Source organism: Labrys sp. E2SS-1L (assembly GCF_057073705.1).
In genome coordinates, this window is record NZ_CP172712.1 from 3,634,289 (window position 1) to 3,649,354 (window position 15,066).

Consider the following 15,066-nt stretch of genomic DNA (forward strand, 5'->3'; position numbering starts at 1 on the left):
TGGCCGGGACAGCCTGCGATCACTAGTCGTAAGGCCGAATTGTTAAGGGCGGGTGGCCACGATGACGATCCTGGTAACGGGCAGTGCCGGACATCTGGGCGAGGCCCTGATGCGTACCTTGCGCATGGCGGGCCGGCCCGCCATCGGGCTCGACATCAAGGCCTCACCCTTCACCGATGCCGTGGGTTCGATCGGCGATCGCGATTTTGTTCAGCGCCTCCTGCCGGGTGTGCGCTCGGTTCTCCACGCGGCCACGCTGCACAAGCCGCATGTGGCGACCCATGCCTATCAGGATTTTCTCGGCGTCAATGTCCAGGGAACGCTCGCGCTGCTCGAGGCTGCCTCAGCCGCCAGCGTCGAATCCTTCGTCTTCACCAGCACGACCAGCACCTTCGGCTCGGCCCTGACGCCGGCAGCGGGCGAACCGGCGGCCTGGATCACCGAGGACGTTATCCCGATCCCCAAGAACATCTATGGCGCCAGCAAGGTCGCGGCGGAGACGCTGTGCGAGCTCTTTGCCCGACGTCATCGCCTGCCCGTCATCGTACTGCGCACCTCGCGCTTCTTCCCGGAAGCCGATGACGATGCTCAGATGAGGCAGCGTTACGGCACCGACAACGCCCAGGCCAACGAATTGCTCAACCGGCGCTGCGACATCCAGGATGTGGTCGATGCCCATCTGGCGGCGGCGGAGAGGGCGCCCTCGCTGGGCTTCGGCCGCTACATCGTCTCGGCGACGACGCCTTTCGGGCCGGAGGATTGTGCGGCGCTGCGGGCGGATGCGCCGGGGCTCGTGCATCGCCTGTTTCCCGATTGCGCCGAGCTCTATGCTGCCAGGGGGTGGACACTGTTTCCGCAGGTGGATCGCATCTATGTCAATGCCCGGGCACGGGCGGAGCTCGGCTGGCATCCGCGCTGCGATTTCCGGCACATGCTCGACTGCCTGCGCGAGGGCCGGGACTTCCGCAGCCCGCTCGCCAGCGAGGTCGGCAGCAAGGGCTATCACGACAGGGATTTTTCGGAAGGGCCGTATCCGGTCCATGATTGAGCGGCCGGACAGAAGAGGCTCTTCCGGAGGCGCGAATGACCACGCCTCCGGAAAACGGTCTCTACCAAGCCACTACAAGCCGGCGAGCCAGGCCTTGGCCTGCTGGACATCGGCCTGCGTCAGGCCATGGCCGGTGGGTAGGGTCTCGTGGCGCACGGCCGCACCGCGTTCCCTCAGAAGAGCGGCCAGCGTGCCGGCATCGGCCGCCGGCACGATCGGATCGGCCGCACCGGAAAGCATCAGCACCGGCTTGCCCGCCAAATTCGCCGGCGGAGCCGACCGCAAGGGCGTCATCGGTCGGAGCAGCGCCGCCCCGGCCAGGGCCTGCGGGTGCAGCAGCAAGAGCGCCGCGGCGATATTGGCACCATTGGAAAAGCCCAATGCGACCGGCGCCCCGAGGCCGTAAGCCTCACGCGCCTCCGCAATGAAGCCAGCCAGCTCGGCTGCCCGCCGGCGCAGATCCTCTTCATCGAACACGCCTTCGCTCAGGCGCCGGAAAAACCGGGGCATGCCGGCTTCCAATACCTTGCCGCGCGGGGAGATGAGGGCGCTGCCGGGCGCGACCAGTTCGCCCAGGCCGATGAGATCGTTCTCGTCGCCGCCGGTGCCGTGCAGCAGCAGGAGAGGCGGGCGCTTCGTGTCCAGTCCCGGAACGAAGCGGTGGATATGCGACAATTGGGTTGTCGTGGTCATGGCGATTGCCTCCTCGATCGAGGGTGATGGGGATGTGCGACGCTCCTGCCCTACCGAGACAGGGCGTCGCGGGAAAAGTGCTTTAGGTCGCGCTTGGCTCGAGGCGTGGCAGGGTGGCTTCCAGGGCCGAACGACGGGCTTCGAGGAAGGAAGGCAGTTTCAGGGCTTCGCCGAGCGTCGACGCCGGCTCGTCCACGGCAAAGCCGGGGACATCGGTCGCGATCTCGAACAGGACATGGCCGGGTTCCCGGAAATAGACCGAGCGGAAATAGTTCCGGTCCTTCTGCTCCGTGGTGCGGATGCGGTGGTTCTGGGCAAGCTTGCGCACCATTGCAGCCTCCTCGGCATCATCGGCTGCGCGAAAGGCGATGTGATGCACCGAGCCGCCACCGAGGCGGGCGGGCAGGTAACCGCCTGCCTCATTGATATCGACGATGCTGCCGGCTCCACCGTCTGGCACGCGATATCGCACCAGGCTGCCCTCGCGCCCGACCTCGCTGAAGCCGAAGACATCGGTGAGGATGGCGCCGGTCGGAGCTGCCTGCGCCAGCAGGAGGTTGACACCGTGGAACCCGCGGATGGCGGCATCGGCGGGTATGCCGGCACCATTCCATCCAGCTTCGTTCTCGATGCCGGGCACGGCGGCGAGCGCAAGGCGCATGCCGTCCGGGTCCTGGAAGGACAGCAGCGGCTCGCCAAAGCGACGGGTCAGCGGCTGATGGGCAACGCCGTTCTCGACGAAGCGCCGCATCCAGTAGTCGATCGAGCCTTCCGGCACCCGAAACACGGTTTCCTGCGTCTCGCCGAGGCCGATACGGCCTGGCGCGACATGCTCCCAGGGAAAGAAGGTCAGGATGCTGCCCGGATGGCCGGCTTCGTCGCCATAATAGAGATGATAGGTGCCGGGATCGTCGAAATTCACGGTCTTCTTGACCAGGCGAAGGCCAAGTATGCGGGTGTAGAAATCGAGATTGCGCTGGGCGGGGCCTGCAATGGCCGTGACGTGATGGATGCCTTTACCGCTCATGGCGAAACTCCTTTCGGTTGGGAACGCCGGTTCCCTCGCCAATGAGATAGGTCCGATAGGGTGGGAATTGCCATTGCGCTGGCGCAATGAAATGGTTGGGCGCAGCGCTATTGAATTGTCGAAGCGAAACGTAATATAGCTGGGAAATGGGTTGAAGGTGTCGCCAGGGAATTTGTGGTGGGGGACGGTTTTCCGAATTTGGCCTGGGACGATTTGCGTCTGGTGAAGGCGATCGCCGATACGAGGAATCTGCCGGCAGCAGCCGCGCGCATCGGCATCGACCATTCGACGGCCTTCCGGCGATTGCGCCAGATCGAACAGACGCTGGGCGTCACCCTGTTCGAGAAACACCGTACGGGCTACACGCTGACTTCGGCGGGCGAGGAAGTGGCGGGGCTGGCCGACCGCGTCGACGAGGACATCGTCTCGGTCCTGCGCAGGCTTGCCGGCAGCGAACTCGACCTTGCCGGCGAACTGCGCATAACCACCAACGACACCTTGCTCGTCGAATTGCTGACGCCGCTGCTCGCCCGGTTCACAGAAGCCTATCCGGGCATGCGGCTCGATATGATCCTGTCGAATGCCGCGTTGAATTTGTCCAAGCGGGACGCCGATATCGCCATCCGTGCCTCCGACGCACCGCCGGACACACTGGTCGGCCGACGCGTCGCCCGCATCGGCTGGGCGCTCTATGGCAGGGTGGAGGATTTCCCCGAGCCCGGCCTGCCGGATCTGGAGACACTGCATCGCCGGCGCTGGGTGGCGCTCGGCGACAATCTCGCCACGCTCAAGGCGGTGCGCTACGTCAAGTCTCACATCGCGCCGGAGCGTATCGTCTATCGCGTCAACTCCGTGCTCGGCCTCTCGGAAGCCGTCGAGGCGGGCATCGGCATTGGTCATCTGCCCTGTTTCATCGCCGGAACCCGGCCGGGGCTGCGGCGTATTGGACCGGTCAATCCGGAGTTCGGGGCGGACCTCTGGCTGCTTACCCATCCCGATCTGCGCGATGCCCCGCGCATCCGGGCGTTCCTCGATTTCCTCGCGGCCGAGATCGTGCGGCGGCGTGCTTTCATTGAAGGCGGCTGACACCGCGGCAGTGATTTGGCCAAGACATCGGGCTGGCGTCACTGCAGCGTTAGAACGTCCTCTCGAAGGATGGGAGTATCAGCCTCCGACTGACATCTCGAAAGCCAGGCACTTGCAGTCCGATAAAATGTCGGCCAGAGGCTGATACGCCGCATATCCTGCGCTCCCTCCTGCAACCGCAACCGTCGTGCTACGTCCTGGTAATCGAGACACCGCCGTCGGCCAGCAGGGCCGTTCCCGTCACGAAACTCGACAGGTCCGAGACCAGATAGAGCGCGGAACGGGCGATCTCCTCGGGGGTGGCCAGGCGCTTGAGGGCGTGCAACCCTTCGACGAAGGCGCGCGCTTCCGGCGTGTTGGAGACGCTCCGTCCCATTGGCGTATCGGTGCCGCCAGGCAACAGCGCATTGGCCCGAATGCCCTTGGCGCTATATTCGGCGGCGATCACCTGGGTGAGGCCGACCAGGCCGACCTTGCTGGCGGCATAGGCGGCCATGCCGGGAAAGCCGACGGTATGGCCGACAAAGGTCGAGGTGAACACCAGGGCACCGCCACCGCGCCTCAGCATGGCGGGAATCTGATGCCGGGCTGCGAGGAAGGCGCTGGTCAGGTTGACCTCGAGCGTATCGCGCCAGCTTTCCAGGGAGATTTCAGTCAGCGGTGCCATATCGCCGGTGGTGCCGGCGTTGTTGAAAGCGATGTCGAGCCCGCCGAAACGCTGCTGGGCGGCCTCGACCAGGGCGATCTGGTGGTCCTCGTCCTGGATGTTGCCGGGCACCGCAACAGCTTTTCCGCCGGCAGCCGCGATTTCGGCCGCGACCTTGTCGAGAGCATCACGACGGCGACCCGACAGGATGACGGCGGAACCTTCGGCGGCAAACAGGCGTGCCGCCGCTTCGCCGATACCCGAGCTGGCACCAGTGATGATCGCAACCTTGTTTTCGAGTGTAGACTTCATGTCTTGAACCTCCAATTCGTTTGGGAGGTTCTTGTTGTCCGCACATGGTCCGATCGCGACCCGTTTTCTCTGGTCTGGCGGAGTTCGGCCAGTTCGTTGTTTCCTGGGAAATCGCCAAGCGAAAGAACGAGCGGCAAGAGTGGTTGCTTCCATCCACCCATCGGCATACTCCCGCCGATGCGATCAAAGCCCGAGAATGAACCCATGGCTTCTCTTCACTGCCAACTCAGACGGATCGGTGCCATCCTGCTTGCGGGTCTTGCAGGCGGATTGTCGGCCACTTCCGTCCTTGCGAGCGGACAATTGCCGCCGCGTCCGGTTCCGGCCCAGCATTTCGCTGACTTCGAGACCTGCCTCGAGCATTTGAAGGCCGTTCAGAGGGCCGATATGGCGGGAGTGGCCGAGGGAGCGGTTGCCGATGGCGAAAACCGTACGCGCCAGAAACTGGTCGACGGCGACGGCATCGTGCGTGTCGGGGAGCAAAACGCACGCTACCAGGCTCGTGTCGGCAACCAGTTCCGCGTCACCGACCGCCAAAAGGGCGTCATCGAGACGACTTTCAGCTATGAAGACACCACCCTCGAATGCCGGGGCGGCGAACTCACGGGAAGTGTGACCTCGGGCTATATGTTGCCGGGCATGGAACCATTGCCCGAAGCCGCCAAGCCGCAGTGATAGCGCCCCAGGGCAAATAGCGCATCGACCGAGGCGCTATTTGCTCCTGCGGTCACTGGCGCAAGGCCGTACCTTCGGCGGCCTTGCTCGCAGCCTCCTCTCGCGAGGCAACATTGAGGACGCGCAGCAGCAGCGAGACATGGTTGCGCACCGTGAAGGGGGAGATGGCCAGCGCCCGGGCGATCTCCTTGTTCGACTTGCCCTGGACGATCAGGTCCAGGATGTCCTGCTGGCGTGGGGTGAGCACCGGGTTCAGGTGCAGGGTCTGGTCCGGGCCAGCCCAGGTCTCGAGTGCCGAGACCACCTGCTCGGCCGAAACCAGCTTGCCGTCCACACCGCCCGGCTGGGCCGTCAGCAGGAAGATCGTGGCATTGGGGAAGTGTCGGCGCAATTGCGCCAGCGCATCCTCGCCATCCATTTCAATGATCGCCATGACGGCGCGGCGGATATCGACGGGCGGGGCGGAGGAGGAAGACGTCAAAGCAATGTGTCTCAATCGAAATGTCCCAGTCATCGGGGGGCGGCGATTTCGGTGAAGCGATTTCCTGACGGCCGCCGAACCTGCGACCTTGCTTGCTCTCCTTCTGTCATGCCTCCACATGGCCGTCTGTTCCGCACGTGACTCGGGAACAGACCTATCGCCCTGCCGTCTCAGCCCGGCCTTTGCGCCGAGTTGGCGATCAATGGCTCAATCGTCGTTTTCGGAAGTGAGTTCCTCCGGCCGAAGGCCGGATTGGCGCGCCCCGCGGCGCAGGCGCAGGCCCGGCCCGCTGCCATCGTCGTCGAGGAACTGGATGCCCGCTTCTTCAAAGGCAAGGCGCATGGCCGCCAGGTCCTGCCTCTGCGGTACCCGTCCGCCCTTTTCAAACTCGGCGATGATGACTTTCGGCACACCGGACCGTTTCACCAGATCGGCAATTTCGAAATCCAGGAGAGCGCGGGCGGCGCGGCTGAGGGAAGGGGTGAGGGACATCGTGAACGCCTCATGCGGATGAACAGGCCAATATTTGGCAACAAGCGGCCTTAACAGGAGATGTAGGAAACAGCGAGGCGTTCGGCCAGTTCATCCCTCAAGATCGCAGGGAAGTGTTTCCGCGGCGGATGCGATTCCTGAATCGGATTCGATGCTGTAGAGGAGGGCCCCGACTTTTCAAGGAAGGACACTCCCATGGTCAAGCGTCTCCATCCCGGCGCGCGTTTCTGCAAGGCGGTCGTCGCCAACGGCATCGTCACCACCGCCGGCATCACTGCTGCCGACACCAGCGGCGACACCAGGGCACAGACCGCCGACATCCTGGCGCAGATCGATGCCCTGCTGGCCGAGGCCGGCAGTTCCAAGGCAAACCTGCTCACGGCCAGCATCTGGCTGCGCGACATCGCTCATTTCGGCCAGATGAATGCCGTCTGGGACGAGTGGGTCGACATGAACAACCTGCCTGTCCGCGCCACTGTGGAAGCCCGCCTGGCCACGCCGGAACTGCTGGTCGAGATCCAGGTCACCGCGACGGCCTGATCGTCCTGTCCAAGGCGCGCCGTGCAATGACGAGCGCGCCTTGGCAATTTCAGGCATATCCAGTCGATAAAGCAACCGAACCGGATCGAGCTTCTAGCTCCGTGCCACGCGGGCATAGGCGTCCGCGGACATCCATTCGCCATTCTCGATGGGCAGGCCCAGGAAGGCCCTGAAATAGCGTTTCATGTCCGTCCTGTCGCTCGCGTCGGGATGTTCGGCCAGCAGGCGCCAGGCCTGCATGATGTGGCCATGCGTGAAAATGGCGATGCGATCGAGCCCGAGCGCTTCGATATGGCGGGCCGTGGCCCTGACACGCTCCAGCATCCGGGCGAAGGATTCGGCGCCCGGGCCGTCGACCCGCTCGGGATCGGCGAGGCGCCAATAGGCGTCCACCAGCGGGCGGCGCTGCTCCATCGTGGTGTTCGCGCAGCGAACGGGCGACAGATAGGTGAACTCCTGCACAGGCCAGGTTTCGATCGGCACCGCCGCGAAACGTTCCGCCGTCGGCGCGGCCGTCTGGCGCGCGCGCAGATAGGGTGACACCACGATCAATTCCGGGGCACGTTCGAACCTGGCCGCCACTTCACGGGCCTGCAGCCAGCCGGTTTCGGTAAGCGGAGCCGATGAGGCGTCCTTGCTCGCAGCGCCGGCATTGGCCGTGCTTTCGCCATGGCGGATCAGCCAGAGCTCACGCGCCATGCCGCCTCCGGCCAACCGGCAAGGGGCCTCTCACTGGAATACCTCTCACTCGAACGTCTCAAACGGACGTCGAAGCCGATCTTCCCGAGTGACTTGGCGCGCGTTGAGCTTGAGCTCGCAGCCATCGCAAATATCCGGGCGAGCCGTGAAGGCCTTGGATGCCTTGTCCTGGGCATCCGGAGCCCATTGTGAGGCGGGATTTCCCAAAGCGGGCGCCTTGGCGGCCACAGGCGCCGGTTTCTTGTGTCGGGGTTGCTCCACCGTCAGATCCGGCAGTGCGAATTCCTCTGCCAGGACGGAGGTGCCCAGCAGCGGCAGGAGGAGGAGAGCGGTGCAGGCGGACAGCTTCATCGGGGAGCCCCAGCGTCAGGCATTGCCGGCACGACAAGGTCTGGCGAGTCGGTGGCAATATTCCAGCATAACACGCCTTCGACAAGGGGAAGAACGCTCGCCGAGAGAGCAACTTCGATACGGTTCTTGCCTTGGCCCCGGCCTTGTGGCTTGCTCCGCGGCGAAAAATGACGAGGAGCGATCCATGCCTGATCCGACACTCTGGGGACTGTTCGTTCTCGCATCGGTCACGCTGCTGCTGACACCTGGACCGGCGGTGCTGTTCATCGTGGCGCGCTCGGTCGAACGCGGCAAGGTCGCAGGCCTGGTTTCCGTCCTCGGCATTCATCTGGGCACCATCGTCCATATCGTCGCTGCCGCGGTTGGGCTTTCGGCCTTGATCGTCTCCTCGACCCTGGCCTTTTCCGTGGTCAAATATCTGGGCGCGGCCTATCTGATCTGGATCGGCGTCCGCACGCTGATGGCGCCGGACCTGCCGCCGGAGATCTCGGCCAAGTCGAGCAAGCCGCTGCACCGGCTCTTTCAGGAAGGCTTCATCGTCAACCTGTTCAACCCGAAGACGGCGATCTTCTTCCTGGCGTTCCTGCCGCAATTCGTCGATCCGGCGCGCGGCGCCCTGCACTGGCAGATCCTGGTGCTCGGCTTCACCTTCATGGGGCTCGGCATGCTAAGCGATGCCATGTTCGCGGTGGCGGCGGGCACCGCCGGGGATTTCCTGCGCCGCAGCCGCCGCTTCCTGCGCTTCCAGCGCTGGTTCGCCGGCCTGTCCTTCATCGGCCTGGGCGTGACGGCCGCACTGGTTTCACGCAAATAGGAACGCCTTGGCGATACCGTGCCTGAGGGGCGCCCCGGCGGCGCTTCTCGGATCGAATAACAAGCTGCGCCGGTCGTTGGGAAGCGAGGTCGAGGATCGCCTCCTGCAACCCGAACGGAACTGGCGAAGGCCGACGATATTGGCGTGCCGGTAATGCGAGATCGCCCGCGATCATGTTTGCCAGATGCCGCTTCAGGCCAGCTTGCGGGATCCCTCTTATCGATTTCATCGATAGATAGGTTCTACGGAACTCGACTATTCAGCTGGGTCGCCCCGTGCCAGCATTGTCTCCACCGGCGCCGCCTGCTCATTGCCAGGGGCGGATTGGACAAGCGCGAGGCTGTATCATGGGCGAGTTGATCGACGGGCAATGGCATCGTACCACCTCGGCAAAGCTGACGGCCGACGGCCGGCTGAGGCGCCCGCCCTCCGTCTATCGCAACTGGATCTCCTACCAGGCGGACACGCCTTTCAAGCCCGAGGCCGGACGCTATCACCTCTATGTCTCGCTGGCCTGTCCCTGGGCGCATCGCACCCTGATCATGCGCAGCTTGAAGGGGCTGGAGACATTGATCGACATCTCCATCGTCAACTGGCTGATGGGAGAAGAGGGCTGGACCTTCGAGCCCGGACCGGGCGTGGTGCCAGACAGCGTGAACGGCGCAACCAGGCTTCACCAACTCTATACACTGGGCGATCCCCGGGCCACCACGCGCGTCACCGTGCCCGTCCTGTGGGACAAGCAGACCCGGCGCATCGTTTCCAACGAATCCGCCGAGATCATCCGCATGTTCAATTCGGCCTTCGATGGCATCGGGGCGAGGGCGGGCGACTTCTATCCGGGCGAGCTCCGCACCGAGATCGACGCCCTCAACGAACGCATCTATGAGAGCTTGAACAACGGTGTCTACAAGGCAGGCTTCGCCACCACGCAGGCCGCCTATGAGGAGGCCGCACGGGGTGTTTTCGAGACCCTGGATTGGCTCGAGCATCGGCTCGAAGGCCAGGCCTTCCTGCTGGGCGGGCGCATGACGGAGGCCGACATCCGGCTGTTCACGACATTGCTGCGCTTCGACCCGGTCTATCATGGCCACTTCAAATGCAATCGGCGCATGATCGCCGGCTACCCGGCGCTTTGGGACTATACGCGGATGCTTCATCAGCATCCGCTGATCCGGCCGACCATCGCCATGGATCATATCAAGGGGCATTATTATGCCAGCCATCCCTGGATCAATCCGAGCCGCATCGTGCCTCTCGGTCCCGACATCGACTATGATGCGCCACTGTCGGGCCTGCGTGCCTCGGCGGCCCGCGCAGCGTAAAATCTCAAGGAGCCTAGAGGTTGATCGCCGGTTCATCCGGCATCGCAGCGAAGGCTTCACGCAGGTGATCTGCCAGCATGATGCCCGCCCGCGTTGGATCCGGAGCGACGTGAAGCCGGATCTCGGCGCCGGGCAAGGCTGGCAACCTGTCCCTCGGGGACAGGCCACGCAAGCTGCGCGGCAGGAAACTCGATTTCACCACCGTGACCGCCAGCCCCTGGGTCGCAATGGCTTCCACCGTCGCCAGATTATGCGACACGAAGGCCAGTCGCCATGGCCGCTCCGCAGCGTCGAGGGCCTCGATCGCCCATTTGCGGAAAAGGCAGCCCGGCGGATAGAGCGCCACGGGGAGAGGATCGAGCAGCCAGGCCCGGTGCTCCGCACTGCCTGCCCATACCGGTCGTTCGAACCGCAGCAATTCCCCGCTCTCGCAACCCTCGCCATGCATGGCGATGACAAGCTCATAGCTTTCGCCGATACGGCTGAGCATGGGGCCGGTCAGGCCGGTTTCCATCTCGACGTGAATGCGGGGATAGAGCGCGAGAAAACGTGCCAGCACGGCGGGCAGAACGTGGCTCCCGTAATCATCCATCACGCCAAGGCGCACACGGCCCTCCAGCCGATGCTCGCGAAGCTTGCCGACCGCCTCCTCGTTCAAGGCGAGGATACGCCGTGCATAGGTGACCAGGCTTTCGCCGGCCAGGGTCAGCTCGACCGTGGTGGTGTTGCGGCGGAACAACTCGGCTGCCACCCGCATTTCCAGGCGCCTGATCTGCATGCTCACGGCCGACTGGGTACGATTGAGCCGATTGGCCGCGCGCGTGAAGGAGCGGTGATCGGCCACGGCCAGGAAGGCTCGCAGGAGATCAGGATCGAGCATCGGCAATGTCATCACACATCATGATGATGTTCCTGGCTGAAATGCAATTTCCTTATGAGCACCCTCTGCCTATCGAGGTGCATGGCCCCTTTTGCCGGCAGTGCGTGGGAGGTCGTGTCTCAAAGATCCGTTCCGCCGGGCCTCTACGCCTGCACGACGGCAATGAGCAGAGGAGGCCTCCTTGTGCCCCTGACAGCTGGGATTTCCTCATTCCACCTTCCATAGGGTAAGGAAGCCGCCTTGATAATTCGTTCGGAACTCGGGATAAACTCGTCGAGACGGCTGAATTTCTGGAAAGGAAAGCCATGGACGGAGCATATTTATCGGCTTTGGCGGCTCTTGCCGGATCGAGCATCGGAGCGTTCGCCTCCTTTGCCACCACTTGGCTCAATCAGAGCTATCAGCAAAGGGTTCAGCGTCTATCCAATGAAATGTCACGGCGCGAAAGAATATTCGGAGAATTCATTGACGAGGCATCGAAAGTATACGGTGACGCCATGGAAAGCAATTTAACCGACACAGCGAAATTGGTTAAGCTCTATTCCATTAAAAATCGAATGAAACTGTTTTCGGGAGATGAGGTCATCGCGAGGGCCGAAGAGGTCCTGCAACTGATCGTCAAGAGATATTCGTCGGAAAAAGTGGACTTTTCTCACTTCGACGCCAACTCTCTTCGAGAATCCGATCTCTTGTATGGTTTTACGGAAGCCTGCCGGAAGGAAATCATTCGGTACTGAGTGTCGAACGGGCGGGCGGCGGCTGACTCACCCAATTCACTTGGATCGAACCCTGGATCAAGCCGCTGCTGCCAATCGTTCATCACGCATCGTGATAGCGTTCATCAACAAAATGCAATTCCCTCCAGAACCCAGCCTCCGCTAGCCTGTTCCGGCGACGATCGAGATGGGGCAGGGGCGATGTGGGGTGTTCTGGCGGCTGTCCTTTCGAGCGGTATCGGAGGCACTGCCGTGGTCGCCACACGCTCGCTCTCGAAGGCGATCGACCCGATCACGTTGGGCGCATTGCGCTTCGGCCTTGGCTTCGTGTTCCTGCTGCCGGTGGCGTGCCTGCGCCGCGAAGCCTGGCCGACGCGCCGCGACTGGCCGGGCGTGGCTGGGCTGGGCGTTCTGTTCTTCGGGCTGTTTCCGATCCTGTTCAATGCCGCGCTCTATTTCACCACGGCGGCACGTGGCGCCATTGCGCTTTCGGCCCTGCCGGTGCTGACCATGCTGGCGGCCTCGGCCTTGCGCGCCGAGACCATGACGGGACGCAAGGTCCTGGGCGTGCTGGTCACCATGACCGGTGTGGCGCTGGCGCTGCTCTCGGGCCTCTCCACGGCACCGCCGGGCGCCTGGCGCGGAGACCTCCTGATGCTCGGGGCGGCTCTGGTGATGGCACTCTACACGATCTGGTCCCGGCCTTTTGTCGCCCGGTCAGGGCCGGTTCGCTTCACTCTGACGGCGATGGGAATCGGGGCGCTTTGCCTCGTTTCGGTGGCGGCGATCGGCGGAGGATTGGCGAATGTGCGCGGGCTTGCGCCGGAAGCCTGGTTGGCTGCCGCCTATCTCGGCATCATCGGCAGCGCGCTGGTCTTCTTCCTGTGGTCTTTCGCGGTCACCCATACCACGCCGACGCTGGTGGCGATCGCAGTGGCCGTCAATCCGATCACAGCCAGCCTGGCCGGGGAGGTGTTTCTCGGAGAAAGGCTGGGCTGGAACTTTGCGGCGGGTCTCGGCCTGGTCTGCCTCGGCATCGTCGTCGCGGCAACCAGACCCGGTTTACGTTCCGAACAGCCGTTCAGCGAGAAACGTCGGTTTCGCCTCCGAATACGACCCCGCGGTTGAACTGGTAATTATAGCCCGCATGCGCCCCGAAGGTGGAGCCGAGGTCCGAAGACGACCGGCTGGCACCGTCCGTGCTCCATTTCGACTGCCCCTGGGACAGGCCGGCGTGGCCGCCGACATAGAACCCCGTCCAGTCGTGGGGACCGGATGCTTTCTTGGAATCCAGGGGCGGCGGCGCGAATTTGTTCTGCTTGGGAGGAGCAAGCCCGTCGGCAAAAGCGGTACCGGTCAGCAGGAGCAGTGCGCCTGCGGCGATGGCGAGGATCTTCATGGTCGACTCCGGCAATTTCCGCAGATTGACCGCCGAATCTACAGAAGAATGCGACCGAATGAAGATCACGCGGGATGCTCCTCACAATGCTCCGCCGCCACGGCTTCGGAAGAAGGTGGGCTTGCTCCCCAGGCGTCGCCTCAGGCGCGTCGATGCGTGATCCAGCCGCCCCAGAACAGGCTCGAGAAGAACAAGGTCGGCTCCTCGAAACCGGCCTGGGTCAACAATCGAGCGACCTCCTGGTCGGAAGCGGGCGGATCGGCGCCCTGCCGGATCTTGCCGAGCTTTGCAGCGATCTCGTTGGACGAAGCGCCCTGCATGCGCCAGCGCTCGCCCCAGGCGGCGAGAAAGAGCGGCTTGCTGGCATAGGCATGCCGGTTGCCGGCCAGGATGAGCGGCGCCCCAGCCTTGAGGCGGGCTGCCAATGCCGCGAGAACGGCCTGCTTGGCGGGGAGGCCGGGCAGGTGATGCAACACGCCGATCAAGGTCGCGGCATCGTAGATCGGCTCTTCCGGCAGATCCGCAACCTCGCCCAGCACGGGCGTCGTTCGTGCCGCCAGGCCTGCTTCGCCAACCGCCGCCATGGCGAGTTCGAGCATGGGGGCGGATGGATCCACGGCGGAAAAGTGCCAAAGCGGCTCGAGGCGGGCCGCCGAGAGGATTTCCTGGGCGGTACCGCCCGCTCCCGCCACGAGAATCCGCGCGGCGCGGCCCGGGCCGAGGTCGGCGGCGAGCAGGCAGGCGGCGAGTTCGTGGCAGGCGTCATAGCCCGCCAGAGCGATACGGCTCTGGACCGCATATTCGGCGGCCCTGCCGGCGTCGAATTTTCCGGCCGCCCTGTTCTCAGTCTCGGTCATGGTCTTCTCCTGAACACCGCTCCTTTGCTGGCAAGAAACGATGTCGGGAAGGCCGGTTCTTATGCTGGTATAAAAATTATCTCTTAAAGATGCGCGCACCGCTTAAAATCTTGCCAAATTACGCCTCAACGATGTGCGGAGGAACGACAGCCAAACAATGCCAAACGCCCGAAGTGATCGAGCCTGAAAGCTGACCGCCGCCGGTTTACTTCAATTCTTGGCAAAGCTCTCGGCCAGCCAGGAGCGCATCATCGCATAGGATCTCGCCGCGGCCTTGGCATCATAGCGGCAATTGCCGGTCTTGCCGGTGGCCTCGGTTTCCGTGAAGCAATGCACGGCGTGACCGATCTCGACGAATTGCCAATCAGCCGGACTGCCGCGCATCTCCTCGGTGAATTTGGGCACGTCCGGGATGGTGGCGGTATCGTCGGCCCCGTTGATGGCGAGTACGCGTGCCTTGATCGACTTGGCCAGGGCCGGATCGTCGGTGCCGAGGCCGCCATGGAAGGAGATCACGGCCTTGGCATCGGCACCGCTGCGCGCGAGATCGAGCACGGCACTGCCGCCGAAGCAGAACCCGATCGCCGCCAGCCGGGACTGGTCGATCGGCGCGTTGGCGGTGTTGACCTTCAACTGCTCGAAGGCCTTGTCGATGCGCTTGCGCATCAGGGCGCGATTGCCATAGAGCGGCCCGATGGCGGCCTTGGCCTCATCGTCGTTCTTGGGGCGAACACCCTCGCCATACATGTCGGTGAGCAGGATGACGTAATCCTTGCCGGCGATCTTCTTGGCCTTTTCGACGGCGGTGTCGCCCACGCCATACCAGTTGGGCACCATGACCAGGCCGGGGCGCTTTGCCTTGGCGGCATCGTCATAGATCAGCAGGCTCTTGAAGGTCGTGCCGTCCAAGGTCCAGTCGACCGGCTTGACCACCATCTTGGCAAAGGCGGGCGTGACAGCGAAAAGCGCGAGCAAAGGCAGGATGAGGCGGACGAGGCGCATGGGATTTCCTCTCGACGGCGGAT

19 protein-coding genes are annotated in these 15,066 nt (G+C 63.6%); 8 read left to right on the forward strand and 11 right to left on the reverse strand.

The annotated features are described in order from the left end of the window. The first annotated feature begins 61 nt into the window (after window positions 1-61). Window positions 62-1,048, forward strand: coding sequence for an NAD-dependent epimerase/dehydratase family protein (locus ACIGJE_RS16835; protein ID WP_483678124.1), 987 nt, complete (start codon window positions 62-64; stop codon window positions 1,046-1,048). A 72-nt stretch (window positions 1,049-1,120) separates the two neighbouring features. Here ACIGJE_RS16835 and ACIGJE_RS16840 read toward each other — a convergent pair whose 3' ends face one another. Both ACIGJE_RS16840 and ACIGJE_RS16845 read right to left on the reverse strand, forming a co-directional pair. Then, the gene (locus tag ACIGJE_RS16840; RefSeq protein ID WP_311938325.1) at window positions 1,121-1,741 is read right to left on the reverse strand and encodes an alpha/beta hydrolase; all 621 of its coding nucleotides are present in this window, start codon (window positions 1,739-1,741) and stop codon (window positions 1,121-1,123) included. 82 nt (window positions 1,742-1,823) lie between these two features. Further along, window positions 1,824-2,768, reverse strand: coding sequence for a ring-cleaving dioxygenase (locus ACIGJE_RS16845; RefSeq protein WP_483678125.1), 945 nt, complete (start codon window positions 2,766-2,768; stop codon window positions 1,824-1,826). 177 nt (window positions 2,769-2,945) lie between these two features. Here ACIGJE_RS16845 and ACIGJE_RS16850 point away from each other — a divergent pair, with 177 nt between their 5' ends. Next, window positions 2,946-3,854, forward strand: coding sequence for a LysR family transcriptional regulator (locus ACIGJE_RS16850; protein WP_483678127.1), 909 nt, complete (start codon window positions 2,946-2,948; stop codon window positions 3,852-3,854). 190 nt (window positions 3,855-4,044) lie between these two features. Here ACIGJE_RS16850 and ACIGJE_RS16855 read toward each other — a convergent pair whose 3' ends face one another. Next, window positions 4,045-4,812 (reverse strand): SDR family oxidoreductase, encoded by a 768-nt coding sequence (locus tag ACIGJE_RS16855; RefSeq protein WP_483678128.1) that lies wholly within the window; start codon window positions 4,810-4,812, stop codon window positions 4,045-4,047. Between the two features lie 204 nt (window positions 4,813-5,016). Between ACIGJE_RS16855 and ACIGJE_RS16860 the strand changes: the two genes are divergently transcribed. After that, on the forward strand, window positions 5,017-5,487 hold the full coding sequence (locus tag ACIGJE_RS16860; RefSeq protein ID WP_483678129.1) for a hypothetical protein: 471 nt from the start codon (window positions 5,017-5,019) through the stop codon (window positions 5,485-5,487). A 52-nt stretch (window positions 5,488-5,539) separates the two neighbouring features. Here the strand turns inward: ACIGJE_RS16860 and ACIGJE_RS16865 are convergent, their stop codons facing one another. Together ACIGJE_RS16865 and ACIGJE_RS16870 are read right to left on the reverse strand one after the other, a co-directional pair. Beyond that, window positions 5,540-5,968, reverse strand: coding sequence for a response regulator transcription factor (locus tag ACIGJE_RS16865; RefSeq protein WP_311938330.1), 429 nt, complete (start codon window positions 5,966-5,968; stop codon window positions 5,540-5,542). Window positions 5,969-6,175: 207 nt separating this feature from the next. Further along, on the reverse strand, window positions 6,176-6,460 hold the full coding sequence (locus tag ACIGJE_RS16870; protein ID WP_311938331.1) for a transcriptional regulator: 285 nt from the start codon (window positions 6,458-6,460) through the stop codon (window positions 6,176-6,178). A 195-nt stretch (window positions 6,461-6,655) separates the two neighbouring features. On the opposite strand from ACIGJE_RS16870, the gene ACIGJE_RS16875 reads away from it, so the two are divergent. Next, window positions 6,656-7,000, forward strand: coding sequence for a RidA family protein (locus ACIGJE_RS16875; protein ID WP_483678131.1), 345 nt, complete (start codon window positions 6,656-6,658; stop codon window positions 6,998-7,000). Window positions 7,001-7,093: 93 nt separating this feature from the next. Here ACIGJE_RS16875 and ACIGJE_RS16880 read toward each other — a convergent pair whose 3' ends face one another. Together ACIGJE_RS16880 and ACIGJE_RS16885 are read right to left on the reverse strand one after the other, a co-directional pair. Next, the gene (locus tag ACIGJE_RS16880; RefSeq protein ID WP_394309060.1) at window positions 7,094-7,699 is read right to left on the reverse strand and encodes a histidine phosphatase family protein; all 606 of its coding nucleotides are present in this window, start codon (window positions 7,697-7,699) and stop codon (window positions 7,094-7,096) included. A 45-nt stretch (window positions 7,700-7,744) separates the two neighbouring features. After that, window positions 7,745-8,050 (reverse strand): hypothetical protein, encoded by a 306-nt coding sequence (locus tag ACIGJE_RS16885; protein ID WP_311938334.1) that lies wholly within the window; start codon window positions 8,048-8,050, stop codon window positions 7,745-7,747. Between the two features lie 184 nt (window positions 8,051-8,234). Between ACIGJE_RS16885 and ACIGJE_RS16890 the strand changes: the two genes are divergently transcribed. Together ACIGJE_RS16890 and ACIGJE_RS16895 are read left to right on the forward strand one after the other, a co-directional pair. Continuing rightward, a complete protein-coding gene (locus tag ACIGJE_RS16890) occupies window positions 8,235-8,864 on the forward strand; it encodes a LysE family translocator (RefSeq protein WP_311938335.1) in 630 nt (209 codons plus the stop codon). A gap of 347 nt (window positions 8,865-9,211) precedes the next feature. Then, window positions 9,212-10,189, forward strand: a complete 978-nt coding sequence (locus ACIGJE_RS16895) for a glutathione S-transferase family protein (RefSeq protein WP_483678133.1) — start codon at window positions 9,212-9,214, stop codon at window positions 10,187-10,189. Between the two features lie 13 nt (window positions 10,190-10,202). On the opposite strand, the gene ACIGJE_RS16900 is transcribed toward ACIGJE_RS16895, so the two are convergent. Continuing rightward, window positions 10,203-11,081, reverse strand: coding sequence for a LysR family transcriptional regulator (locus ACIGJE_RS16900; RefSeq protein WP_311938338.1), 879 nt, complete (start codon window positions 11,079-11,081; stop codon window positions 10,203-10,205). A 293-nt stretch (window positions 11,082-11,374) separates the two neighbouring features. Between ACIGJE_RS16900 and ACIGJE_RS16905 the strand changes: the two genes are divergently transcribed. Further along, a complete protein-coding gene (locus tag ACIGJE_RS16905) occupies window positions 11,375-11,806 on the forward strand; it encodes a hypothetical protein (RefSeq protein ID WP_311938339.1) in 432 nt (143 codons plus the stop codon). A 180-nt stretch (window positions 11,807-11,986) separates the two neighbouring features. After that, window positions 11,987-12,913: a DMT family transporter gene (locus tag ACIGJE_RS16910; RefSeq protein WP_483678136.1), complete on the forward strand. Its 927-nt coding sequence runs from the start codon at window positions 11,987-11,989 to the stop codon at window positions 12,911-12,913. On the opposite strand, the gene ACIGJE_RS16915 is transcribed toward ACIGJE_RS16910, so the two are convergent. The 3 genes from ACIGJE_RS16915 to ACIGJE_RS16925 form a co-directional block, all read right to left on the reverse strand. Beyond that, the gene (locus tag ACIGJE_RS16915) at window positions 12,867-13,184 is read right to left on the reverse strand and encodes a hypothetical protein (RefSeq protein WP_311938341.1); all 318 of its coding nucleotides are present in this window, start codon (window positions 13,182-13,184) and stop codon (window positions 12,867-12,869) included. The two genes, ACIGJE_RS16910 and ACIGJE_RS16915, sit on opposite strands and share 47 nt — an antisense overlap. A 140-nt stretch (window positions 13,185-13,324) precedes the next feature. Further along, a complete protein-coding gene (locus ACIGJE_RS16920) occupies window positions 13,325-14,041 on the reverse strand; it encodes a class I SAM-dependent methyltransferase (protein ID WP_311938342.1) in 717 nt (238 codons plus the stop codon). A 210-nt stretch (window positions 14,042-14,251) separates the two neighbouring features. Next, window positions 14,252-15,043 carry a dienelactone hydrolase family protein gene (locus ACIGJE_RS16925; RefSeq protein WP_483678138.1) on the reverse strand — a complete coding sequence of 264 codons (792 nt, stop codon included), beginning with the start codon at window positions 15,041-15,043 and terminating at the stop codon, window positions 14,252-14,254. Window positions 15,044-15,066 lie beyond the last annotated feature (23 nt).

Coding starts and splice junctions, on each gene's coding strand:
- ACIGJE_RS16835 (WP_483678124.1), top strand. CDS start 62: ATGACGATCCTGGTAACGGGCAGTGCCGGACATCTGGGCGAGGCCCTG.
- ACIGJE_RS16840 (WP_311938325.1), bottom strand. CDS start 1,741: ATGACCACGACAACCCAATTGTCGCATATCCACCGCTTCGTTCCGGGA.
- ACIGJE_RS16845 (WP_483678125.1), bottom strand. CDS start 2,768: ATGAGCGGTAAAGGCATCCATCACGTCACGGCCATTGCAGGCCCCGCC.
- ACIGJE_RS16855 (WP_483678128.1), bottom strand. CDS start 4,812: ATGAAGTCTACACTCGAAAACAAGGTTGCGATCATCACTGGTGCCAGC.
- ACIGJE_RS16860 (WP_483678129.1), top strand. CDS start 5,017: ATGGCTTCTCTTCACTGCCAACTCAGACGGATCGGTGCCATCCTGCTT.
- ACIGJE_RS16870 (WP_311938331.1), bottom strand. CDS start 6,460: ATGTCCCTCACCCCTTCCCTCAGCCGCGCCGCCCGCGCTCTCCTGGAT.
- ACIGJE_RS16875 (WP_483678131.1), top strand. CDS start 6,656: ATGGTCAAGCGTCTCCATCCCGGCGCGCGTTTCTGCAAGGCGGTCGTC.
- ACIGJE_RS16880 (WP_394309060.1), bottom strand. CDS start 7,699: ATGGCGCGTGAGCTCTGGCTGATCCGCCATGGCGAAAGCACGGCCAAT.
- ACIGJE_RS16885 (WP_311938334.1), bottom strand. CDS start 8,050: ATGAAGCTGTCCGCCTGCACCGCTCTCCTCCTCCTGCCGCTGCTGGGC.
- ACIGJE_RS16890 (WP_311938335.1), top strand. CDS start 8,235: ATGCCTGATCCGACACTCTGGGGACTGTTCGTTCTCGCATCGGTCACG.
- ACIGJE_RS16895 (WP_483678133.1), top strand. CDS start 9,212: ATGGGCGAGTTGATCGACGGGCAATGGCATCGTACCACCTCGGCAAAG.
- ACIGJE_RS16900 (WP_311938338.1), bottom strand. CDS start 11,081: ATGACATTGCCGATGCTCGATCCTGATCTCCTGCGAGCCTTCCTGGCC.
- ACIGJE_RS16905 (WP_311938339.1), top strand. CDS start 11,375: ATGGACGGAGCATATTTATCGGCTTTGGCGGCTCTTGCCGGATCGAGC.
- ACIGJE_RS16910 (WP_483678136.1), top strand. CDS start 11,987: ATGTGGGGTGTTCTGGCGGCTGTCCTTTCGAGCGGTATCGGAGGCACT.
- ACIGJE_RS16915 (WP_311938341.1), bottom strand. CDS start 13,184: ATGAAGATCCTCGCCATCGCCGCAGGCGCACTGCTCCTGCTGACCGGT.
- ACIGJE_RS16920 (WP_311938342.1), bottom strand. CDS start 14,041: ATGACCGAGACTGAGAACAGGGCGGCCGGAAAATTCGACGCCGGCAGG.
- ACIGJE_RS16925 (WP_483678138.1), bottom strand. CDS start 15,043: ATGCGCCTCGTCCGCCTCATCCTGCCTTTGCTCGCGCTTTTCGCTGTC.